This is a genomic window from Prevotella sp. LCP21S3_D2 (genome assembly GCF_052118345.1).
In the GTDB taxonomy this organism is placed as follows: domain Bacteria; phylum Bacteroidota; class Bacteroidia; order Bacteroidales; family Bacteroidaceae; genus Prevotella.
On record NZ_JBQKHJ010000008.1, the window covers coordinates 49,273 to 70,618 of the forward strand.

Genomic DNA, 21,346 nt, shown 5'->3' on the forward strand with positions numbered 1-21,346 from the left:
CGTGAAGTGCGGGTGAATATACTTCTTTTACTTCTGCTTTCGCAAAAGAAAAAGGAAGAATAAATGCAAGTATTGCTACCAGCAACCGATTTTTTGTTGTCAAATAATTTACCATATCATTCATTTGTTTTTTATCGTAAAGGTAAGAATCTGTCTCCAATTACAAGACAGGTATCCACCATAAAGCTAATTCATCCATTCTAACCGAAACTCACTCCAGGAAATACAAGAGGTTTGTCAGGAAGATAAATATGGATGCCAACAGCAAAAAGAAATAAAAGCGTTCTCTCTTGATGAAGTCACGAAAGCTATAGCGAGCCTTCCAATGATTCTCAAGATACATCCTGTACTCATGTATCATGGCATATCCGAAGATAATACATAATATGATTACAAACACCCCGATAATGATCAGGGCTAATTCTATCCTTGGTATAGTTTCTATTATTTCTTTCATGGCACAAAGATAGTGTTTTTCATCAAAAAAAGGTGGCGCATTCCCCTGTCAAAGTGTCTACTTCCTATGTTTTAGGTGTCTACTTCGTAGGAAGTAGACACCCATTTTAACGATTTATTCCCTTTTATTATGCGTTTTTCTGATATTTATTGAAAATGGTTATTTTGGAGATTTTCGAGTTACTACTAACACAGAGATGACATAAATATCATTTCATTGACCTGCACAATCAAAAGACAAAATCGGAAAATTATCGTTGTTTTCAGTGTTATTAATGGCTATGTTTCATCGTATATATAGGAAAAAGTTTTCCTAAAATAATGCCACTTCTGCCACACTTTGATATAAGTGGTTGATATATAGAAAGAAAGGCGTGGCAATAAGGCATATTTTTATTGCCACCTATTGCCACCTATTGCCACGTCTTATTTATATCACTTATTGCCACTCAGAAGCGTTTGATTCTGAGTGTCTACTATTTCAGTTTTATAAAATTGAGAGTGTCTACCTTTCTTGTTTATAAAGTAAAAAAGTGTCTACTGAAATCAGGAAAAGTCATTCAGAAGCGTTCTTGATTCTGTCCCCAAAGCTAGAGGAATGTGCCCCGAAGTATTGCCCAATTGTGCCCGAGACGTTGGGTACTTTTGCCCGAAGGCTTCGGTTATATTTCCTCATAGTTACGGGCAAATTTCCTCGTAGTTACGGTTATATTTCCTCGTAGTTACGGTTATATTTCCTCGTAGTTACGGGGACATTTCCTCGTAGTTTGGGGCATATTTACCCGTAGAGTCGGGCAAGTACTTGTGATGCTTCCCGCAATTATTTACGATATATTTAGAAATCGCAAGGCAATGCAGAGAGCTGCTGCATGATGGTCTTCGCCATGCGGGAGTGGCCGGCATCATTAGGATGAAGACGGTCGGTATCTGGCTTGTTGAACATCTGGGCACCAGCATCATAGATTGGGAAGAGACCGGAAAGGGAGTTGAGGTCGATGACAGGCACTGCCCAGACATTGCCCACTTCCTTAATTGCCTTCACATATTCGTCGAAGAAGATGCCACGTACGTTCTCGTACATCTCATCGGGCTGGATGTTCTTGTCGCTGCTTCCAAAGTAAGCACGATGGATAGGAGTCATCACCACAATTTGCTTGGTAGGATACATCTGCTTCAACTTCGACATGGCAATGTTGATGCGACCTTTCAGGGTATTCTTGTCCATACAGAAGTGGCGGTGGCGGCGCTGAACCATTTCGCTTGGCTTGTGAAGGGCTACTCTTACGCTGTCGAAAGTCTCCGTGTACCATTCACCGATAGGCACACCGTTGTTGTAATCGTTGGTTCCCATAAAGATGAGAATGGCATCAAAATCATCGCCATGCTCTTTCTGGAGTAGATCAGCCTGTCGGGGAATGTCGTTCCACTGTCTGCCGCTCACGCCATAAACGTAGGGGGTAATGCCGAGCCAATCCTGCAGGAATCCCCAGTATTTCACCTTCGATGCCTTGATTCTTGGATCGGTGATGGAATCACCGAAATAAGCCACCTTCTTTCCCTTCCAAGGATGCTGAAGGTTTTTGAAAGCCTTTTCTTTTTCTGCGATTTCTTTCTTGCTCATAGCCTTCTGGGCGAAGGCGGGCATGGCTGGCATCGCCAAAGTCAAGGCGAGTGCCAGGGTAATCATTGTCTGTTTCTTCATTGCTAGTTTGTTTTTAATTCTTTTTCTGAGTGCAAAGGTACGTCAAAAATCTCATACCGAGCTATGTTTTTTGTTCAAATATCGCTTTTTTTCTGCTTTTTTTTGTAATTTTGCAGCCGCAAATAAAATAGGTATATATAAATAAAGGTATTAATAGGGATGACTGTAAGTTTGAATCACTTGGGAGATTTGGTCCGTAAGCGAGTGGCTGTTGCGGCTTATTATTTTGTGCCGGGAGTGGTGTTTGCCAGTTGGGCAAGCCGTATTCCTGATGTAAAACAGATGTTGCACTTGAGCAACGGACAGCTGGGAACGGTGCTTTTCGCCATTCCCATCGGTCAGCTTCTGATGATGGCTTTTTCGGGCGTTTTGGTGAGCAAGTTTGGCAGCAGGAAGATGATTCTGCTTGCTGAGGTGCTCTATGCTTTCGTGTTGTTCTGTATGGGAAGCAGTAGTACGGTATTCCAGCTGATTCTTTCTCTGGTGGCTTTCGGAATGATGGCAAATCTGATGAACATCGCTACCAATACGCAGGCTTGTCTGGTGGAGAAGATGTATGGGCGCAACATCATGTCTTCTTTTCATGGTCTGTGGAGTTTGGGTGGATTTTCGGGTGGTATCATCGGAGCCGTCTTTGCCAACACTCTGCTTCCGATAGAGGCTCACTTTGGAGCAGTCTTGGTGATGAGTCTTCTCATTATCGCTATCGGATTCAGATATCTGGTAGATGATGCTACGGCAAAGGCTGAAGAGGAGGATGTTCCTAAGTTCTCGTTCAAGACCATTGACCCGATTCTGTTTCTCCTGGGATTGATGGGATTTGCCGGCATGTTCTGTGAAGGAACTGTTTACGATTGGAGTGGTGTATATTTTTCATCAGTAGTAAAACCCGATGAGGCTTTTATCCGTGCGGGCTATGTGGCTGGTATGGGTGCGATGACGTTGGGTAGATTCATGGCTGATGGGTTTGTTACGAAATACGGCCCAGCCAGAGTATTGAAGGTTTGTGGTGGTCTGATATTGGGCGGTTTGTGGCTGGCTGCTGCCTTGCCTTATCTCATTCCTGCCACCTTGGGTTTCCTGCTGGTAGGTTTCGGCATCTCTTCGTCGGTTCCTATCTGTTACAGTATCGCCGGAAAATTGGGAACCATCAAGGCGAGCATCGCCATTACCATCGTTTCGAGCATCAGTTTCTTCGGTTTCCTGGTAGGACCTCCGGTTATCGGATGGCTTGCTGAGGCTACCGGTCTCCGCATTGCCATCAGCATCGCAGCCTGCCTGGGGCTGATGATAGCGTTTGTTTCCGCAAAGGTAGGAAAGAGAATATCTTGAATGAGATGAATATCTTGAAAACAAGATGAATATCTGAATAAAAATACAAAAAACCGTGGATGCTCCATGCATCCACGGTTTTTTGTTATCAATAAAATAAGCAAGGAATATTGCTGATAATAATTGGTATGGATTCTATTGTGACCGAAAAAACAACGAAAAACAATGAATAAGAAGATAATCTATGTTTATTGTACAAAATTATAGGTAAATATTGCTTTAAAATTTGTAATTTTGCCATAAATAACAAAAACTCTATAAAATAACAAAAACACTATAAATGGAAATGAAGACTAAAACATTATTTGCAGCGATGTCGTTCCTGACAATTTGCTCGATGGATGCCCAGGCGCAAATTCCGCAGCAGAGCATCTGATGGGATAAGCATAGTCTTATCTTCGATGGCAAGCGAGTGGTGCCGGTGATGGGTGAGGTGCATTATTCACGTATCCCTCAGGATGAGTGGAGAGAGGAAGTAAGGAAGATAATGTAATGTAAATATAAGGCGAGATATAGTTCGAGTAATGAGGCAAATGCTGGATAGTAAACTGGCATTTGCCTTTTTCTTCTTAAAAAGCTTGGTATCTTGAAAAATAGTTGTATCTTTGCACTTGGAAAGGTAACAAAATATGGAAAAAGTTAAGGAAGTACCATACGGAGTGGCTGATTTTGTCACGGTGATGGAGCAGAATTTGTATTATGTCGATAAGACGATGTTTATACCCGAGTTGGAGAAGCAGCCCCGTAATCTCTTCTTCATCCGTCCTCGTCGCTTTGGCAAGAGCACATTTTTGAGTATGCTCCACTCTTACTATGACTGTAATCAAAGCGCTAAGTTCCAATCACTTTTTGGCAATCTCTGGATAGGACAGCATCCTACGGAGTTGCAGGGCAAGTATCAGGTGCTTTTTCTCGACTTCTCGCAGGTAAGCGGTAATATCGATTCATTGGAGCGCAATTTCGACTTCTATTGTTCCGTTAAACTGGATGGTTTCATGCGCCGCTATGGTGAGGCTTATTCCGAGGAGACGAGAGAGAAGGTGCGCAAGGCTGAGTATGCCATGGATAAGTTGGCTTTTATTCATGATGAGGCTGCGCAGAAGGGATTTGATGCCATTAGGAAAATACTTTTTGACAGTGATGGTAACAGGCGAACGTACGAATTGGTCGGATAAATCGAAACGCCAGTTTGGTACGGATGATTGCTTTGTCAGAATAGATAAAGCTTATGTGTTCTGATCTTTGGTTATAAAAAAACAAAAGTCCGATAAGAGTATGATGACGTAGCTCTTATCGGACTTTTTCTTTATAGAGTCTTTTATTATTTATCTTTAAACTATCTGATGGAACATTTGTTCGATTACTATCAGATAGAAAGCTATTCATTGATTAACAGATAGTAAGCGAGTGCCCAATCCTGATCGTTGGCAAAGGCATCGGCAAAGTGAGCCTTTTCGCCATTGATGCGCTTTGGATAAACAAAGGCACAGCTTCCTGTTCCGTCTTCGAAGACATTGCAGAGGTTGTTTCTTACGATTTCTTTCGCCATCTTCATATACTGTTCTTTGCCTGTTGCCTTGGCATAATAGTAGTAGGCGTTGGCATTGATGCAGGTCCAGTAATGTGGGAAGGTATCGCCAAATACCTGGCGCTTGCCAAACCAGTAGCAATCCCAGTGACGGATAGGAATCTCGTTGAGACGATAGTCAGGTTGGTTACCACAGAGATTCTCCACCAGGGGCATCATCTTTTCTGCACCTTCCAAGTATTGAGTGTCCTTGGTCTGAAGGTACATCTCTAAGAGAAACTGGGTGGCTGGGGCAACGATGGATTGCTCATAATTAACCTCCGATTTAGGGAAGTGCAAGCCGTTTCTCATAAAAACATCTGCTGTCTTGGAGAAATCTATCAAGAGATCGTTATATTCTGCCATCATTCCTGCTTTTTTTAATGCCTTCAATCCTGTGGTCACAGGAATGTCAATGCAATAGAAACCGTATCCCGTATGATGATACAGGGCCTGCATCGTCTTGTATCCCCAGAGTGCATACTGCTTATCTTGAGTAATCTCATACATGTGGAAGAAGAAGTCGGCTGCCCACGCATAGTTGTAACCGCGGTTCCAGCCATCTTTTGTTACTCTGGAATAGGTGGTGAAATCTTCTGTCTGCAACTTTTCATGATAGAATTTGGCATAGCGGATGAGTGATTGTTTCAACTTTTCACTAGGATGTTTCATATACCATTTGGCAATAAGAATGCCCATACCCACACGTTCTCTACCTTCATCGCAGTCGTAGCTCTTTCTTTTGTCATCATTCTTGTAGATGGCTTGTTTTTCGTTGTCATATACCATGTAGGCGCCATATCGGGCATCCTGCGGGTCATTCATTTGCTGATGATCGATGATGAAATTCACACGCTTATCTATCAACGTCTCATAGCTACTTACCACGAGAATGGTGGCATGCGTTCTTTCTACCTTATTATATATAAGGTCTATGCGCTGCTCGCCCAGTTCTTCTGCCTTGAAATAAGCATAATAACCCTTGGCATCCTTTCTGGTTTTGATGGCTTTTGGCTCAGAAGTAATCTTGCCGTTGCGCATATCCTTGCCCGTGATGGTAGCAGAGAGCGATCTCAGCTTGTTCTTCTCCAGATAAATCTTCACCTCTTCGCCCTGTTGATATACATATTTGTCGCTTTGGGCGATGGCTCCACCGGCAGCCAGGAGTTTCTGATAGAAATCTTCCTTGCCTTTGTGCTCGAAAATCTTCCATGCGATGGTGTATGATTTTCCTGCTTTCAGGGTCATGTCAGGCAGATCCATGGCGATGACACCACGGAAGTTGGAGTTGGCATTCTCTTTCTTGCGCTCCCATTCCTCGTAATCTGGCAGGGAACCTTGGGTGAGCATCAAGCCCACGTTGCTGCCTTCTATGGTGATATTCTTGTCCTTTTCCTTTTTGTTCTTGGCTTTCTCTGTTAAGATACCATTAGCACCCATACGGATGGCGCAGGTATATGCTGCGTTATCGCCAGCCCAGATATGAGCATTGCAACGGTTGGTCATGCAGGTGGCAGCATCAGGATAGTTATCATTCCATGGGGTATAGATTCCCCAATCAGAAATCTGTGCTGCTGTCTTACCTGTATTCTTGAAGGTGTATTCCTCGAAGAGTTCACCATTCTTCAGGGTTCTATTTACGGAGATGCGGATGTCGCCTGCCTGATAAACGGGTTCTCCCTTCTGGCTGATAGGAGTCTGCCATTCCAGCTTTTGTCCGTTGACGGTCATAAAACCGAGGCCCCAGCCGTATTTGCCGGTTACCCATTTATACTGCTTGCCGTCTGGCGTGAGCACCCAGTTCATCTTCTGTGCATCGTTGTCGATGGCAAGTTGTGCGATGGCACCGGTGCTTGCATCGGTTTGGAATGTGATACCTTGGGCAAAGCTGTTGCCGAGACTCAGTGCCATCAGGCATGAGATGGCTGAGGTTCTTAAACTCAAAATGTTTGTTGCTGTTCGTTTGTTCATATAGCTTTTGTCTTTTGATGTTATTCGACTGCAAAAATAACTCTTTTTTGTGGATTTGTGTCTGTATTATCATTCAATTATCGCCTAATTTCATTCATCGTCTGCTATTCTGCATCTTCTGCTTTTTCCAGAAGGCAAGAACGGTCTTCATCCTTATGAGCAACAGATAAAAAGGGTGTGACTAATCAACTAGTCACACCCTTTTTCTGATTTCATGTTGTTCTGTTATATAAACAAGCTTCCTATCTGGAAGACCAGGGCTGATACTACCCATGCCAATAGCGTGGTGTAGCCGGCGGCAAAGCCTGTCCATTTCCAACTGCCCGTTTCGCCCTTGATGGCGGCTATCGTGGCGATGCAAGGGAAGTAGAGCAATACGAAGAGGAGGAAGCAATAGGCGGTGAGCGTTGCCTTCGCTGCTGCCTCGGCATCGCTATAACCGTAGGTCTTCTTCAGGTCAGAAGTCATCTGCTTCTTCAAAACCTCATATTTTCCGTCTTCATCGTTGTAATCCTGATCGTCAGAGAAACTGTCGTTGTTGCTGTAGAGCACGCCCATCGTTGAGGCTACAATCTCCTTGGCACCTACACCGGATACCAAGCCCACATCCAGTTTCCAGTCGAAACCCTGTGGGGTAAAGATAGGCTCGATGGTCTTACCGATTCTGCCGATATAGCTCTGCTCCTGCTGAGCCTGGTTGTCAAGTTCCTCATTGTGAGGGAAGTAACCCAAAGCCCAGACGATGATACTTGCCACTAGGATGATACCTCCCATCTTCTTCAAGTACTGCTTACCCTTTTCCCAGGTATGGCGGCCTATCGCCTTCCAGGTAGGGAAGCGGTAAGGAGGCAGCTCCATTACGAATGGGGTATCTTCGCCCTTCACCACGAAACTGGCAAAGATGCGGCTCAATATCACGGCTAGGAAGATGCCGATGAGATAGAGCGATACCATGATGAGCGAACGGTATTGGATGGCAAAGAACGTTCCGATGACCATGATGTAGATTGGCAGACGAGCCGAACAGCTCATCAATGGCAATATCAGCATCGTAATCAGACGGGAACGCTGACTCTCGATGGTTCTCGTTGCCATTACCGCAGGTACGTTACATCCGAATCCCATAATCAGCGGAATGAATGACTTGCCATGCAGGCCCATCTTGTGCATCAGCTTGTCCATGATGAAGGCGGCACGAGCCATATATCCCGAATCCTCCATATAAGAGATGAAGAAATACAGAATCAGAATCTGTGGCAGGAATACGATGACCGCACCAACACCACCAATCACACCATCTACCAGCATATCCTTTACAGGGCCATCCGGCATTGTATTGCTGATGAATTCTCCCAGCCATGCCACGCCGTCCTCAATCCATCCCTTAGGGATTTCGCCCAGTACGAAGGTGGCTGAGAACATGATGAACAGCAGGAGAATGAAGATAGGGAATCCTACATATTTATTGGTCAGGATGCTGTCGATGAGGTGGGTTACCTGATAGGTATCCTTTGCCTTGCCCGGTTCGTAGCCTGCCTCCTGCAATGCGCCATGGATAAATCCGTATTTAGCATCCATGATGGCGGTTTCGCTATCCTCCAGGGTCTCTTCCTTCACGCGCTTGGCTGCCTCATCACGGGCTGAGAAGATTTCCTTGGCCGATTTCAGATGACTTACATATTCCTCTGCGTGCTTATCATTCTCCAACAACTTGATGGAGAGGTAACGTGTAGAGTAGCGCTGGCGGATGGAATCATCTGCCTTCAGATATTTCTGGATATGCTCGATGCCGTGCTCTATCTCATGTCCGTGGTTGATGTGGATATGGCGATAGTGAGCGCTGGAATCTTCCTTGCCTTCGTAGAGTTCGATGATGGTCTCGAAGAGCTTATCCACGCCTCGACCGTTGGTGAAGACGGTAGGAATCATCGAGATACCGAAGAGTTCGCCCAGCTTGTCGTAGTCGATGTTATCGCCACGTTTTTCGGTTTCATCAAACATGTTGAGGGCACAGACCATGCGGATGTGCATGTCTATCAACTGGGTGGTGAGATAGAGGTTGCGTTCCAGGTTGCTGGTGTCGATAACGTTGATGACGATATCCGGTGTATGCTCGATGAGCTGCTTGCGCACATAAAGCTCTTCCGGTGAATAGGCAGAAAGGGAATAGGTGCCCGGCAAATCTACCAGGTTGAAGTGATAGCCGTTGTATTCGGCTTCGCCCACCTTGGCATCCACGGTTACGCCGCTGTAGTTGCCCACACGTTCGTGAGCACCCGATGCGAAGTTGAACAATGAAGTCTTTCCGCAGTTTGGATTTCCCACCAGTGCCACGTTGATGACGCGGTGGAGTCTTTCTGCTTCCTGTTCTGCCAAGGCTTCGTTGCTGGCATTGTCTTTTCTTTCAGCCACGAGCATCTTGTCGCCGAGCGCCGGCTCGTCGCTATCGTTGGAATCTACTACTTTAGAGTCAATTACCTGTTGGCGGTCTTCTTCTTCCGTCTTGCTGAGCTTTGCATCGTTCTTGGCTTCATCAATGGAAACCACCTCGATATGGTCAGCTTCGCTGTGGCGGAGTGACACCTCGTAACCCATAATCTTGTATTTCACAGGGTCCTGGAGTGGGGCATTGAGCAGGACATCTACCTTCTTGCCCTTGATGAATCCCATCTCGATGACTCTCTTGCGGAATCCACCGTGACCGGATACCTTGACGATGACGCCGCTTTCACCTGTTTTAAGTTCTGATAATTTCATATATCTTTCCTTGAATTAACTTTGTTTTCTTTTAAAACTGGCTTTATTGCCAGCTTTTTATCTTTTCGACTGCAAAAATACTAATAATTATTTGCAACTCGGTAGCAATGGTGTTATTTAAAATAAAAATACCTAGAAATGATGAGAGTATCATCAAATCTAGGTATTCTTATCATTATTTATGATGATGGATGTTCCTATACCTTAATTATATATAGAGAACATCATCATTTCTTATGAATCATTCTTTATGCCTGCATGTTTCTGCCATGGCAGTTCTTGAACTTCTTACCGCTACCGCATGGGCATGGATCGTTAGGACGAGGCATGCGCTCTGCACGGTATGGAGTGCGGTTTACTTCTGCGTTCTCGCGAGTATCCTGGTTGGCTGCTGCCTCCTGAGCTGCACGCTCTGCATCGATGTCAACCTTGCTCTCTACGTAGTTCTGCTGGGTGTGCTGCTCTGGTGCTGCCTCCTGAACCTGCTGCTCCTGTTCCATTACTGGAATCTGTCCACGCATCAGGATGCTGCTGATGCGGTCGTACATGTCGTTGATCATGCCGTCCCAGATCTTGGCACTCTCCAACTTGAAGATCAGCAATGGATCCTTCTGCTCGTAGCTTGCGTTCTGTACAGAGTGGCGGAGTTCATCGAGCTTGCGGAGGTTCTCCTTCCAGTCGTCATCAATCATCTGGAGGACAACGTTCTTCTCGAATTCCTTCACAACGCTCTTTGCCTCGCTCTCGTAAGCCTCCTTCAGGTTGCATGCGATGTTGTACATGCGCTTGCCGTCTGTGATAGGCACCATGATGCGCTCATACATAGTACCCTGGTTCTCATAAACCTGCTTGATGATAGGCATGGCTGTAGCCTGAATGCGCTCAGTCTTGCGCTTGAATACTGCCATAGCCTCCTGGAAAGCACGCTCAGCCAGCTCGTCGCGTCTGCCGTTCTCGTATTCATCCTCTGTGAATGGAATCTCCATAGCAAGAATCTTCAGGAACTCTTCCTTAGCACCGGTGAAGTCGTTGTTGTTGACGATGTTCAATACACGGTCCCAGATGATGTTGGCGATATCCATACCGATACGCTCACCCATCAAGGCATGGCGACGCTTCTCGTAGATAACGGTACGCTGACGGTTCATCACGTCATCATACTCCAGGAGGTGCTTACGGATACCGAAGTTATTCTCCTCAACCTTGCGCTGAGCACGCTCGATGCTCTTGCTGATCATTGGGCTTTCGATACGCTCACCATCCTCGAAACCGAGACGGTCCATTACTTTGGCGATACGCTCTGAAGCGAACAGACGCATCAGCTTATCCTCCAATGATACGTAGAATACTGAAGAACCTGGGTCACCCTGACGACCGGCACGACCACGGAGCTGACGGTCAACACGACGGCTCTCATGACGCTCTGTACCGATGATGGCAAGACCACCAGCAGCCTTTACCTCAGGAGTCAGCTTGATATCGGTACCACGACCTGCCATGTTGGTAGCGATGGTTACGGCACCCTTACCATTTACTGAGCGACCTGCCTCGGCTACGATCTGAGCCTCCTGCTGGTGCAACTTGGCGTTCAATACATTATGAGGAATGTTGCGCATCTTCAACATCTTGCTCAACAACTCTGAAATCTCCACAGATGTGGTACCTACCAATACTGGGCGGCCGGCATTACGTGTCTCCTCGATTTCGTCGATAACGGCACGATACTTCTCGCGGGCTGTCTTGTATACACGGTCATCCAAGTCCTTACGCAGGATAGGACGGTTGGTAGGAATCTCCACTACATCCAGTTTGTAGATGTCCCAGAACTCACCTGCCTCTGTGCTTGCCGTACCTGTCATACCGGCGAGCTTGTGATACATACGGAAGTAGTTCTGAAGAGTGATGGTAGCGAAGGTCTGGGTAGCAGCCTCCACCTTTACATGTTCCTTAGCCTCAACAGCCTGGTGTAAGCCATCGCTCCAACGGCGACCTTCCATGATACGACCTGTCTGCTCGTCAACGATCTTTACCTGACCGTCCATGACAACATACTCGTCGTCCTTATTAAACATGGTGTAAGCCTTCAGCAGCTGCTGCAAGGTGTGAACACGCTCGCTCTGTACACCATAGTATGCCAGATACTCATCCTTCTTGTCGAGGCGAGTCTGGTCGTCCAGGTCTGTACGTGCTTCCAATTCACTCAATTGGGATGTGATATCAGGCAAAACGAACAGTTCCTTGTCGTTAACCTGCTTAGCCAGCCAGTCTGTACCCTTGTCGGTAAGGTCGGCTGAATTTAACTTCTCATCAACAACGAAGTACAATGGTTCTACAGCCTTAGGCATCTCACGGTTGTTGTTGGCCATGTAGTACTCCTCAGTCTTCAGCAAGCCAGCCTTGATACCTTCTTCAGAGAGGTACTTGATCAATGGCTTGTTCTTAGGCAAAGCCTTGTAAGAACGGTAGAGTGAGAGGAAACCTTCCTCAAGCATCTGCTGGTTCTTGTTCTTTGTTCCCTCAGTAATCTTCTGCTTAGCCTCAGCGAGCAACTCGGTAGCCTGCTTGCGCTGTACCTCGTAGAGCTTCTCTACCAGTGGCTGATACTGCTCGAACATCTGGTCGTCGCCCTTTGGAATTGGACCGGAGATAATCAATGGAGTACGGGCATCATCAATCAACACGGAGTCAACCTCATCGACGATAGCGTAGTTGTGCTGGCGCTGTACCAAATCGCTAGGGTTGGTAGCCATGTTGTCACGCAAGTAGTCGAAACCGAACTCGTTGTTGGTACCGAAGGTGATATCAGCCATATATGCCTTGCGACGAGCGTCAGAGTTAGGACGATGCTTGTCGATGCAATCTACAGAGAGACCGTGGAACATATAGAGAGGGCCCATCCACTCAGAGTCACGCTTAGCCAAGTAGTCGTTCACGGTAACGACGTGAACACCATTACCAGTCAGGGCATTCAGGAAGATAGGAGTTGTACCTACGAGAGTCTTACCCTCACCGGTAGCCATCTCGGCAATCTTACCCTGGTGGAGAACGACACCACCGAAGAGCTGAACGTCGTAGTGGATCATTTCCCACTTCATATCGTTGCCACCGGCTGTCCAGTGGTTGTGATAGATAGCCTTGTCGCCATCGATGGTAACGAAGTCGTTCTTTGGATCAGAAGCCAGTTCGCGGTCGAAGTCAGTAGCAGTAACTACTGTCTCCTCGTTCTCTGCGAAACGGCGGGCGGTATCCTTTACGATAGCGAACACCTGAGGCAATACCTCGTTGAGGGCGATTTCATACTTGTCGAGAGCTTCCTGCTCCAACTTGTCAATCTGGTTGAAGATACCTTCACGCTCATCGATAGGAGTGTCTTCAATCTTAGCTTTGAGTTCGGCAATCTTAGCCTTCTCTTCCTTAGCGTACTCTTGTACGTACTTCTGGATTTCTTTTGTTTTTGCACGGAGTTCGTCATTGCTCAAGGCATTCATCTTAGGATATTCTGCCTTGACTTTCTCTACGATTGGCTGGATCAACTTCATATCGCGAGTTGACTTGTTGCCAAACAATGACTGAAGAATTTTGTTAAAGTTCATTGTATATTTATTTTTTATTATTATTCGATGTATGATATATGAATAGGAGAAGTTAAGGAGTTAAAGGAGTTCTGGCAAATGTGCTCTGTCAGTCCTTTTTCTTCTTCTGCTTTTTCCTGTTCTTTGTTTACTAGCTTGCAAAAATACAAAAAATATCTGTAAATCTGCAATATTTTTCCGATTATTGCCCTTTCTGGTAGCATTTCTTGCTTGTTTTGCTGTCAGAAAGCAAATAATCAGCAGTTTGGCCCTCGAATAACGATGCTCCCGTATGGTGCCATATACTTATGTGCAATAACGGGATAAAAATAAATATGTGAATGTGAATCTGTCAGAATGTCAGTATTTGCCGCTATAATGATAGCCGGCTGATGGTAGTGATATTCTGTGCTGCTTTCATACTCGGAAGCCTGCTTGATGGCTTTCAGGACATAGAGGATGTCCTCCTCCAATGCCTTCGCTTCCGGTTGTTGGATGAATTCATCGTAGGATATATCCGTAAGCGCAAACTTCAGCGCCTGCTGATAAGTCTGCGCCTCCATGCCAGTTGCCGCAAGGACAACCAAAAGGGCTGTGATATATCTGTTTACCATCATTTTGTTGTTTCTTGTTTTCTTTTGTTTCTATAAAATTTATTGTGTACGTATTTGTGCAATCCGTAGCTGTTAAGTTCTAGCATGGTTGACTTGATACCGTTTCTAATCAGCAAAGTACATGCCAAAATGCTCATGCCCTCTGCATAAGTCTGCCAGATTTGCAGGAACAGCGACAGCAGAAGCAGCCAGCCATAAAGCTCGAAATACCAATACTGCTTGCCCCTTCTCATCTTTTTCGTTACTTTCCATACGAAGATGAGGTTCAATGGGTTGAGGATGAGTATCTGGAAATTAAGCTGTACTGTAGGGTGCTGGGAAAATACCATCGCCAGGAGGATAAGACCCGGTAATCCGGTGAGTACCAGTAGGGTGGTGTCTAGCCACCATAGATTCTTCTTGCGATAAATCTCCAGGATAGTAAGAACAGCTATGACAAGCGCAAAGCCTATTGCGACTTCTTGTGGGGTGATTCCACTAGCTTGCTCTACATTCTCCTGACTGACTGGTGGTATTACATAAAAGGTACTGTCTACCAAGGTGATAAAACCGTTTGATGTGACAGGACTGACACCGTCTTCTACCGAAGATTCGTTGACAAAGTCTTTTCTTCCCTCCGTTGCAAAATCCTTGCTCAGGTTATCAGGCAGGAATTCCCAGTTTCTTCTCTCTAAATCAGAGTCTGCGTATACACCTAAAAGAAGGTCGTTTCCAAATCTCGCCCAATGGTCTTGCCCATTGAGCTTATGTATCTCTTCTCTGTATGAAGTACGGACATTGTTGTCTTTGAAGTTGGTGTTGCTGTAGCCTATGTTGGTGAGTATCATCTCTCGGGCACGGGTGGTACAGTTGTCATAGAAGAAATTGTATCTGTACGTGCGGTTCTCTGGCTTGGCATTTTCTTCAATGGCACGCAGAATCTTCAGCTTCTCCTGTCTTGAGAGCTGGAGACGTTGTTGTCTTACCCATCTGCCTTCTGCTGAATATTCCGCAATGAAGTCGCTCATTGGGAATATGCCAATCTGGTAGTCGGTAAGTCCGAAGACGAATCTGAGCACAAAGAAAGGCTGTTTGAAACTGAACATACCCCAGTTGACGGCAACATCGCTGTCATGAACTTTATCTTGGATGCGCAAAGCGGTATGTCCATAGTACGACCACACTTCCTGACCAGGGCCACAAGTAAGAAGTGATATATCTACTGAGTCGAGCCAATTCGTGGCGTTTTCAAAGGCACGACAGTTCTGCACAGAAATATCAGACGTATAATTGCCTGAAAAATCCTGTGCAATCATCTTAGAAGTTAAATTGGTTAAAATAACGGCTAAAATGACTCCGAAAATATGCTTAAAACGTTTCACGATGCAAAAATACCTTATTATTTTCAATTATCCTTCTTTTTTCTAGATTTTTTTTAATACTTTTGCACTCTGAATATAAATTTGACGGTTTTATATATAAATGAGAAAGATTTTTATGGCAGTCCTCATGTTGGGGGCGACTCTTTTAGCAAATGCCCAGAGTGGTACCAATTCTCCATACAGCCAGTATGGTTTAGGCGTGTTGTCTGACCAGACTTCCGGCTTCAATCGTGGTATGAATGGTGTGGGCCTTGGTTTTCATGAGCATAATCAGGTGAATTATCTGAACCCTGCTTCCTATGCATCTCTCGATTCCATGACCTTCATCTTTGATGCTGGTATCTCAGGTCAGATTACTAACTTTGAGGAGAACGGAGTGAAGAAGAATGCCAATAATTCCAATTTCGAGTATGTGGTAGCCGGTTTCCGTCTTTTCCGTCATCTCGGAATGAGTTTCGGTGTGGTTCCTTTCACTAATATTGGATATGATTATTCTTCTTCTGATTGGGTAAATGCATCTGATAAGGATGTCTATTATACCAATACCTTCCATGGTGAGGGTGGTTTGCATCAGGCTTATGTCGGTGCTGGTTGGGAACCAATCAAGGGACTCTCGGTTGGTGCCAATATTTCCTATCTTTGGGGTGATTATACCAAGTATATCACCAATAGCTACAGCAATGCATATTATAAGACTTTGACCAGAACTTATAATTCGAAGATAAACAGCTACCGTCTGGATTTTGGTGCTCAGTATACTCAGCAGGTTACCAAGAAAGACTGGGTGACAGTGGGTGCAACCTTTACTCCTGGACATAATCTGGGAGGTTCTGCTGATATGAACATTATTTCTAGTAATGCTCAGACCAATACTTCGGATACCATTCCGTTCTCTATAAGCAAGGCTCATAGTCTGCCAACCATGTATGGTGTTGGTTTGATGTGGAATCATAGCAACCAGTGGAAGGTAGGTCTTGATTATACGCTTCAGAAGTGGGGTGCAGAAGGTTATCCTACTTTCGAAATGAAGAACAATGAAGCTACTTATAGCCTGAAAGACGGTGTTTACAAAGATAGAAGTAAGTTCAATTTCGGTGCTCAGTATTGCTACAATGAGCGTGACCGTGCTTTCCTGAAGCGTGTTCAGTATCGCTTGGGTGCCAGCTATGCTACTCCTTATTATAAGATGAATGGGGTGGATGGTCCAAAGGAAATATCAGTGAGTGCCGGTTTCGGCATTCCTATCATGAACAGCTATAATAGTCGTTCTCTCCTGAACATCAGTGGTCAGTGGGTCAAGAACTCAGCTGATGGCTTGATTAAGGAGAATGTTTTTCGAATCAATATCGGTCTGACATTCAATGAAGGCTGGTTTAAGAAGTGGAAGATGCAGTAATTCTTTGCTGCATCTCTTCTGCGTTCATATAGATAATACATATCTCGCACGTATATATAATAATGTATAAGCTAAGAAACTCTTTTCTGATAGGAATATTGATGTCCATGATTCTGGCAGGTTGTCAGGAGCAGGTGGAGCATACGGCAGCTGCTATCCATGCCAAGGATTCGGTTGCCATGATGACGTCGTATGGTGTCAATACCCTTATCAGTGATTCCGGAGTGATCAAATATCGTATTGTGACTGAGCGATGGGAAGTAAATACCAATCGCAATCCTTCCCGTTGGATTTTCAATAAGGGACTTCTGCTCGAACAGTTTGACGAGAAGTTTCATATCAATAGCTATATCCAGTGTGATACAGCCTATTATTTTGATCAGCAGCGTGTTTGGAAATTATATGGTCGAGTGAGAATTCTGACCAAGGATGGCTTGCGCTTCAGCAGCGAACAGCTTACCTGGGACGAGAACAGACACGAGATTTCCAGCAATGTATTCAGTAAGTTAATCACACCGGAGCGTACCCTTCAGGGTACCCATTTCTGGAGTGATGAGAAGATGACTCGCTATTTTGTCAGCAATTCGAAAGGTAGTTTTGAAAAGGGTGACTTTGGCGGAAATGATTCTGGAGCTGCTCCTGCTCCAAGTGATTCTACTGCTGCACCTATCCGCCAGCAGGCTACACCTGTTAGGGCGACGACTATCCCTATCATGCATTAAATTATAGAATAAATGGAACAGGTTGATTTAAGTCTTATCGTTGGTATAATCATTACGATGGTTTTCTCTGCTTTCTTCAGTGGTATGGAGATTGCCTTTGTTTCCTCCAACCGTATGTTGGCGGAAATGGATAAGGAGAAAAACGGTCTTACGCAACGTTTGATTTCTTTATTTTATAACCATCCTAACGGCTTCGTCAGCACGATGCTGGTGGGCAATAATATTGCCCTCGTCGTGTATGGTATTCTGATAGCCAGACTGTTTGATAATACTATCTTCAGCGGGATGGATGCGGCCTTTACGGTGCCGGCTGATACCATTCTTTCTACCTTGATCGTCTTGTTTACTGGCGAGTTCTTGCCCAAGACTCTTTTCAAGGCCAATCCTAACCGCCTGCTTGCCATCTTCAGTCCCATAGCCTATCTATGCTATGTGGTTTTGTGGCCGATAAGCAAGTTCAGTACCTTCTTGAGTAAGGTTCTGCTTCGCCTGGTGGGCATGAAGATGGATACTGAATCGGGAGATGAGGGCTTTTCCAAGGTGGATCTTGACTATTTGGTTCAGTCGAGCATTGATAATGCTACCAATGAAGATGAAATTAATGATGAAGTCAAGATATTTCAGAATGCGCTCGACTTCAGCGATACCAAAGTACGTGACTGTATGGTTCCACGTACAGAAATCCAGGCAGTAGAGAAGAATACGTCTTTGGAGGAATTGCGTCAGAAATTCATAGAAAGCGGTAACTCGAAAATCATTGTATATGAGGAGGATATAGATCATATCATCGGCTATATCCATAGCTCGGAACTCTTCCATAATCCTGTGAAATGGCAGGATCATGTGCGCACTTTGCCTTTTGTTCCTGAAACGATGCAGGCGCAGAAGCTGATGCAGACTTTCCTTCAGCAGAAGAAGTCACTCGGTGTGGTAGTAGATGAGTTCGGCGGTACCAGCGGTCTGGTGAGTCTGGAGGATATCGTAGAGGAAATCTTTGGCGATATTGAGGATGAGCATGATGCAGAAAAGTATGTTGCCAAGCAGACGGATGATGGGGATTACCTGTTGTCAGCTCGACTGGAAATTGATAAGGTGAACGAGAAGTTTAATCTCGATTTGCCTGAGAGTGATGACTATATGACCGTGGGTGGCTTGATACTTCATGAGTATCAGAGTTTTCCTAAGTTGAACGAAGTCATTAAGTTCAATCACTTTGAGTTTAAGATAATCAAGTCTACTTCTCGTAAAATAGAGTTGGTTAAACTTCATATTTTAGGTTAAAACTGAGCTTCGGCTCAGTTTTTTTTATGTTTTTCGTTATCAGTTTTAAAAAAGCTAATGAAAAATTCCCTATTCTCGTTTATTTTTTGTAATTTTGCAGACAATTGGCTAGTTTTAAGGATTTGAGAATCCTCATCATTCTTATGGCGATGCTAACTTAATAATAAGAAAATAAAAATAAAATAAAAATTAAAAACGTAATGGCAGCATTAGGAACAATTAGAAAAAGAGGCGTCATTCTGGTATGTATTATCAGTTTTGGCCTTTTCGCCTTCATTGCCGAAGAAGCTTTCCGTTCATGTGATTCTGCAAAGAACAATGAGCGTCAGCAGATTGGTGAGGTATATGGCGAGAAAATCAGCGTGCAGGAATTCCAGAAGCTCGTTGATGAGTACACAGAAGTTATTAAAATGCAACAGGGTCAGGAGAATCTTCCTGAGCAGCAGATGAATCAGATTAAGGACATGGTGTGGAACACTTATGTTCAGAATCAGATGATTGCTAAGGAAGCAGGCAAGCTCGGCTTGACAGTTACTGACGCTGAGCTTCAGGACATCTTGAAGACTGGTACCAACCCAATGCTTCAGCAGACTCCTTTCGTTAACCAGCAGACTGGTCGTTTCGATGTATCTGCTCTCCAGAAGTTCTTGGCTGATTATAAGACTCAGAAGGCTAACCCAGCCAACGCTCAGTTGATGGATCAGTATACCAAGATTTACAACTACTGGTCATTCATCGAGAAGACTCTTCGCCAGCAAACTTTGGCTCAGAAGTATCAGGCTCTTCTTGCTCACTGCTTCATTTCAAATCCTGTAGAGGCTAAGATGGCTTTCAAGGAGGAGAATGAGGAGAGCCAGATTCAGTTGGCTGCTTTCCCTTATTCTGATATCCAGGACGATAAGGTAAAGGTTGAGGAGAGTGATTTGAAGGCTAAGTATGATGAGTTGAAGGCTCGTTTCAAGCAGCCTGTTGAGACTCGTGACATCAAGTATGTAGACATCGAGGTGATGGCTTCTGCTGCTGACCGTGCAGCTCTCAACAAGGATTTCGCTGGTTTCCAGACACAGCTCGCTGCTGCAGCTGATCCTGCAGAGGTTGTTCGTAAGGCTGCTTCTACTGTATCTTATCTTGGTATTCCTGTCAGCAAGGAGGCTTATCCTTCTGATATCGCAGCTGTTTTGGATTCTATGGCAGTAGGTTCAACTTCTGCTGTAAAGGCTAATACTGCTGATAATACTTTGAACATCGTTAAGTTGGTTAGCAAGCAGCAGTTGCCAGACTCAGTACAGTATCGCGTAATCCAGGTAGCTGCTAATTCTGTAGCTGAGGCTAAGACCAAGGCAGACTCTATCCAGGGTGCTATCGCTGGCGGTGCTGATTTCGAGGTTATCGCCAAGAAGTACGGTCAGACTGGTGAGAAGGCTTGGATGACAACAAAGCAGTATGAGTATGCTCAGACTATGGACAAGGACAACAAGGCGTTCATCAATACATTGAATACAGCTTCTGTCAACTCTCTTAACCAGCTCCAGTTGGGTCAGGGTTACGTAGTTCTTCAGGTTCTTGACCGCAAGGCAATGGTTAACAAGTATGTTGCTGCAGTCATCAAGAAGACTATTGATTTCTCACAGGGCACATATCGTACAGCTTACAACAAGTTCTCTAGCTTCGTTAGCGGCAACCAGGCTTCTGCTGATTTGTTGAAGAATGCTGCTGGCAATGGTTACAAGGTTCAGGAGTTGAAGGATATGACAACAGCTTCTCATTATGTAGCTAATATCCATTCAACCCGTGAGGCATTGAAGTGGATCTTCGAGGCTAAGGAAGGTGAAGTTTCTCCTCTCTATGAGTGTGGCGACAACAACCACCTTTTGGTTGTAGTACTTAACAAGATTCATCGCATTGGTTACCGCGACTTGAGCGATCCTGATGTAAAGGAGATGGTAAAGGCTGAGGTTATCAAGGACAAGAAGGCTGAACAGTTGATGGCTAAGGTAAACGGCGTAAAGAGCATCGCAGCTGCTAAGGCTAAGGGTGGTAAGATTTCTTCTGTAAACCAGATTACTTTCGCTGCTCCTACATTCATTGCAGCAACTGGTGCTAGCGAGCCTGCTCTTTCTGGTGCTGTTTCTGCAACAAAGAAGGGTGCTTTCTCTGCACATGCTGTTAAGGGTAATGCTGGTGTTTACCTCTTCCAGGTTACTAACAAGTCTAACCGTCCTGTTAAGTTCGATGAGAAGACATACGAGCAGAAGTGTCGTCAGAAGTCTATGCAGTATGCTGGTAACTTCATGAACGAGCTTTATATGAAGGCTCACGTAGTGGACAACCGCTACTTGTTCTTCTAAAGAATAAAAAATCATTTAGTAAATCAATAATAGGGGATATACCATTCATCAGGTATATCCCTTTTTCTTTTGACTGGTCTTTGACGTTGATGGCTTTCCTTATACCGTATAGGACTTTGTTCTTTCTGAGTAACAGTTTCTTTTCTCTCAGAATGGCTTTCCTTTTATACAGAGATAGTCTTTCGGTTAGATAGGAAAAGTTGTCGTTTTATATAGGTATAGTTCTTCTAGAAGCTAGCTCTCTCGTCCGCACATCAGCTGTTATGC

General features: G+C 44.8%; 12 protein-coding genes. 6 read left to right on the forward strand and 6 right to left on the reverse strand.

Annotation, left to right across the window (positions count from 1 at the left end):
* Window positions 1–1,291: 1,291 nt before the first annotated feature.
* Window positions 1,292–2,158: an SGNH/GDSL hydrolase family protein gene (locus ACTQ16_RS07280; RefSeq protein ID WP_254880947.1), complete on the reverse strand. Its 867-nt coding sequence runs from the start codon at window positions 2,156–2,158 to the stop codon at window positions 1,292–1,294.
* Window positions 2,159–2,317: 159 nt separating this feature from the next.
* On the opposite strand from ACTQ16_RS07280, the gene ACTQ16_RS07285 reads away from it, so the two are divergent.
* Window positions 2,318–3,490: an MFS transporter gene (locus tag ACTQ16_RS07285; RefSeq protein WP_441936777.1), complete on the forward strand. Its 1,173-nt coding sequence runs from the start codon at window positions 2,318–2,320 to the stop codon at window positions 3,488–3,490.
* Between the two features lie 629 nt (window positions 3,491–4,119).
* Entirely contained in the window at window positions 4,120–4,665 is a 546-nt protein-coding gene (locus ACTQ16_RS07290; RefSeq protein WP_441931870.1) for an AAA family ATPase, read from the forward strand.
* Between the two features lie 203 nt (window positions 4,666–4,868).
* Here the strand turns inward: ACTQ16_RS07290 and ACTQ16_RS07295 are convergent, their stop codons facing one another.
* The 5 genes from ACTQ16_RS07295 to ACTQ16_RS07315 form a co-directional block, all read right to left on the reverse strand.
* Window positions 4,869–7,028: a six-hairpin glycosidase gene (locus ACTQ16_RS07295; RefSeq protein WP_441936779.1), complete on the reverse strand. Its 2,160-nt coding sequence runs from the start codon at window positions 7,026–7,028 to the stop codon at window positions 4,869–4,871.
* Window positions 7,029–7,253: 225 nt separating this feature from the next.
* A complete protein-coding gene (feoB, locus tag ACTQ16_RS07300; protein WP_441936780.1) occupies window positions 7,254–9,785 on the reverse strand; it encodes a ferrous iron transport protein B in 2,532 nt (843 codons plus the stop codon).
* A 248-nt stretch (window positions 9,786–10,033) separates the two neighbouring features.
* Complete coding sequence (secA, locus tag ACTQ16_RS07305; RefSeq protein WP_295346293.1) at window positions 10,034–13,378, reverse strand: preprotein translocase subunit SecA; 3,345 nt, start codon at window positions 13,376–13,378, stop codon at window positions 10,034–10,036.
* Window positions 13,379–13,614: 236 nt separating this feature from the next.
* Window positions 13,615–13,974 carry a hypothetical protein gene (locus ACTQ16_RS07310; RefSeq protein ID WP_295346291.1) on the reverse strand — a complete coding sequence of 120 codons (360 nt, stop codon included), beginning with the start codon at window positions 13,972–13,974 and terminating at the stop codon, window positions 13,615–13,617.
* Window positions 13,971–15,266 (reverse strand): Lnb N-terminal periplasmic domain-containing protein, encoded by a 1,296-nt coding sequence (locus ACTQ16_RS07315; RefSeq protein WP_441936782.1) that lies wholly within the window; start codon window positions 15,264–15,266, stop codon window positions 13,971–13,973. The genes ACTQ16_RS07310 and ACTQ16_RS07315 overlap by 4 nt, the downstream gene beginning before the upstream one ends.
* 166 nt (window positions 15,267–15,432) lie before the next feature.
* Here ACTQ16_RS07315 and ACTQ16_RS07320 point away from each other — a divergent pair, with 166 nt between their 5' ends.
* The 4 genes from ACTQ16_RS07320 to ACTQ16_RS07335 all read left to right on the forward strand — a co-directional run bounded on the left by ACTQ16_RS07320 (window position 15,433) and on the right by ACTQ16_RS07335 (window position 21,079).
* Window positions 15,433–16,728 carry a hypothetical protein gene (locus ACTQ16_RS07320; protein ID WP_441936783.1) on the forward strand — a complete coding sequence of 432 codons (1,296 nt, stop codon included), beginning with the start codon at window positions 15,433–15,435 and terminating at the stop codon, window positions 16,726–16,728.
* 62 nt (window positions 16,729–16,790) lie between these two features.
* On the forward strand, window positions 16,791–17,450 hold the full coding sequence (gene lptC / locus ACTQ16_RS07325) for an LPS export ABC transporter periplasmic protein LptC (protein ID WP_441936785.1): 660 nt from the start codon (window positions 16,791–16,793) through the stop codon (window positions 17,448–17,450).
* 12 nt (window positions 17,451–17,462) lie between these two features.
* A complete protein-coding gene (locus ACTQ16_RS07330; RefSeq protein WP_294971474.1) occupies window positions 17,463–18,731 on the forward strand; it encodes a hemolysin family protein in 1,269 nt (422 codons plus the stop codon).
* Window positions 18,732–18,931: 200 nt separating this feature from the next.
* The gene (locus ACTQ16_RS07335; protein ID WP_441936786.1) at window positions 18,932–21,079 is read left to right on the forward strand and encodes a peptidylprolyl isomerase; all 2,148 of its coding nucleotides are present in this window, start codon (window positions 18,932–18,934) and stop codon (window positions 21,077–21,079) included.
* Window positions 21,080–21,346: the final 267 nt, after the last annotated feature.

What these genes read in the sequence shown, in the direction of transcription:
- ACTQ16_RS07280 (WP_254880947.1), bottom strand. Translation starts at nt 2,158, where the DNA reads ATGAAGAAACAGACAATGATTACCCTGGCACTCGCCTTGACTTTGGCG.
- ACTQ16_RS07285 (WP_441936777.1), top strand. Translation starts at nt 2,318, where the DNA reads ATGACTGTAAGTTTGAATCACTTGGGAGATTTGGTCCGTAAGCGAGTG.
- ACTQ16_RS07290 (WP_441931870.1), top strand. Translation starts at nt 4,120, where the DNA reads ATGGAAAAAGTTAAGGAAGTACCATACGGAGTGGCTGATTTTGTCACG.
- ACTQ16_RS07295 (WP_441936779.1), bottom strand. Translation starts at nt 7,028, where the DNA reads ATGAACAAACGAACAGCAACAAACATTTTGAGTTTAAGAACCTCAGCC.
- feoB (WP_441936780.1), bottom strand. Translation starts at nt 9,785, where the DNA reads ATGAAATTATCAGAACTTAAAACAGGTGAAAGCGGCGTCATCGTCAAG.
- secA (WP_295346293.1), bottom strand. Translation starts at nt 13,378, where the DNA reads ATGAACTTTAACAAAATTCTTCAGTCATTGTTTGGCAACAAGTCAACT.
- ACTQ16_RS07310 (WP_295346291.1), bottom strand. Translation starts at nt 13,974, where the DNA reads ATGATGGTAAACAGATATATCACAGCCCTTTTGGTTGTCCTTGCGGCA.
- ACTQ16_RS07315 (WP_441936782.1), bottom strand. Translation starts at nt 15,266, where the DNA reads ATGATTGCACAGGATTTTTCAGGCAATTATACGTCTGATATTTCTGTG.
- ACTQ16_RS07320 (WP_441936783.1), top strand. Translation starts at nt 15,433, where the DNA reads ATGAGAAAGATTTTTATGGCAGTCCTCATGTTGGGGGCGACTCTTTTA.
- lptC (WP_441936785.1), top strand. Translation starts at nt 16,791, where the DNA reads ATGTATAAGCTAAGAAACTCTTTTCTGATAGGAATATTGATGTCCATG.
- ACTQ16_RS07330 (WP_294971474.1), top strand. Translation starts at nt 17,463, where the DNA reads ATGGAACAGGTTGATTTAAGTCTTATCGTTGGTATAATCATTACGATG.
- ACTQ16_RS07335 (WP_441936786.1), top strand. Translation starts at nt 18,932, where the DNA reads ATGGCAGCATTAGGAACAATTAGAAAAAGAGGCGTCATTCTGGTATGT.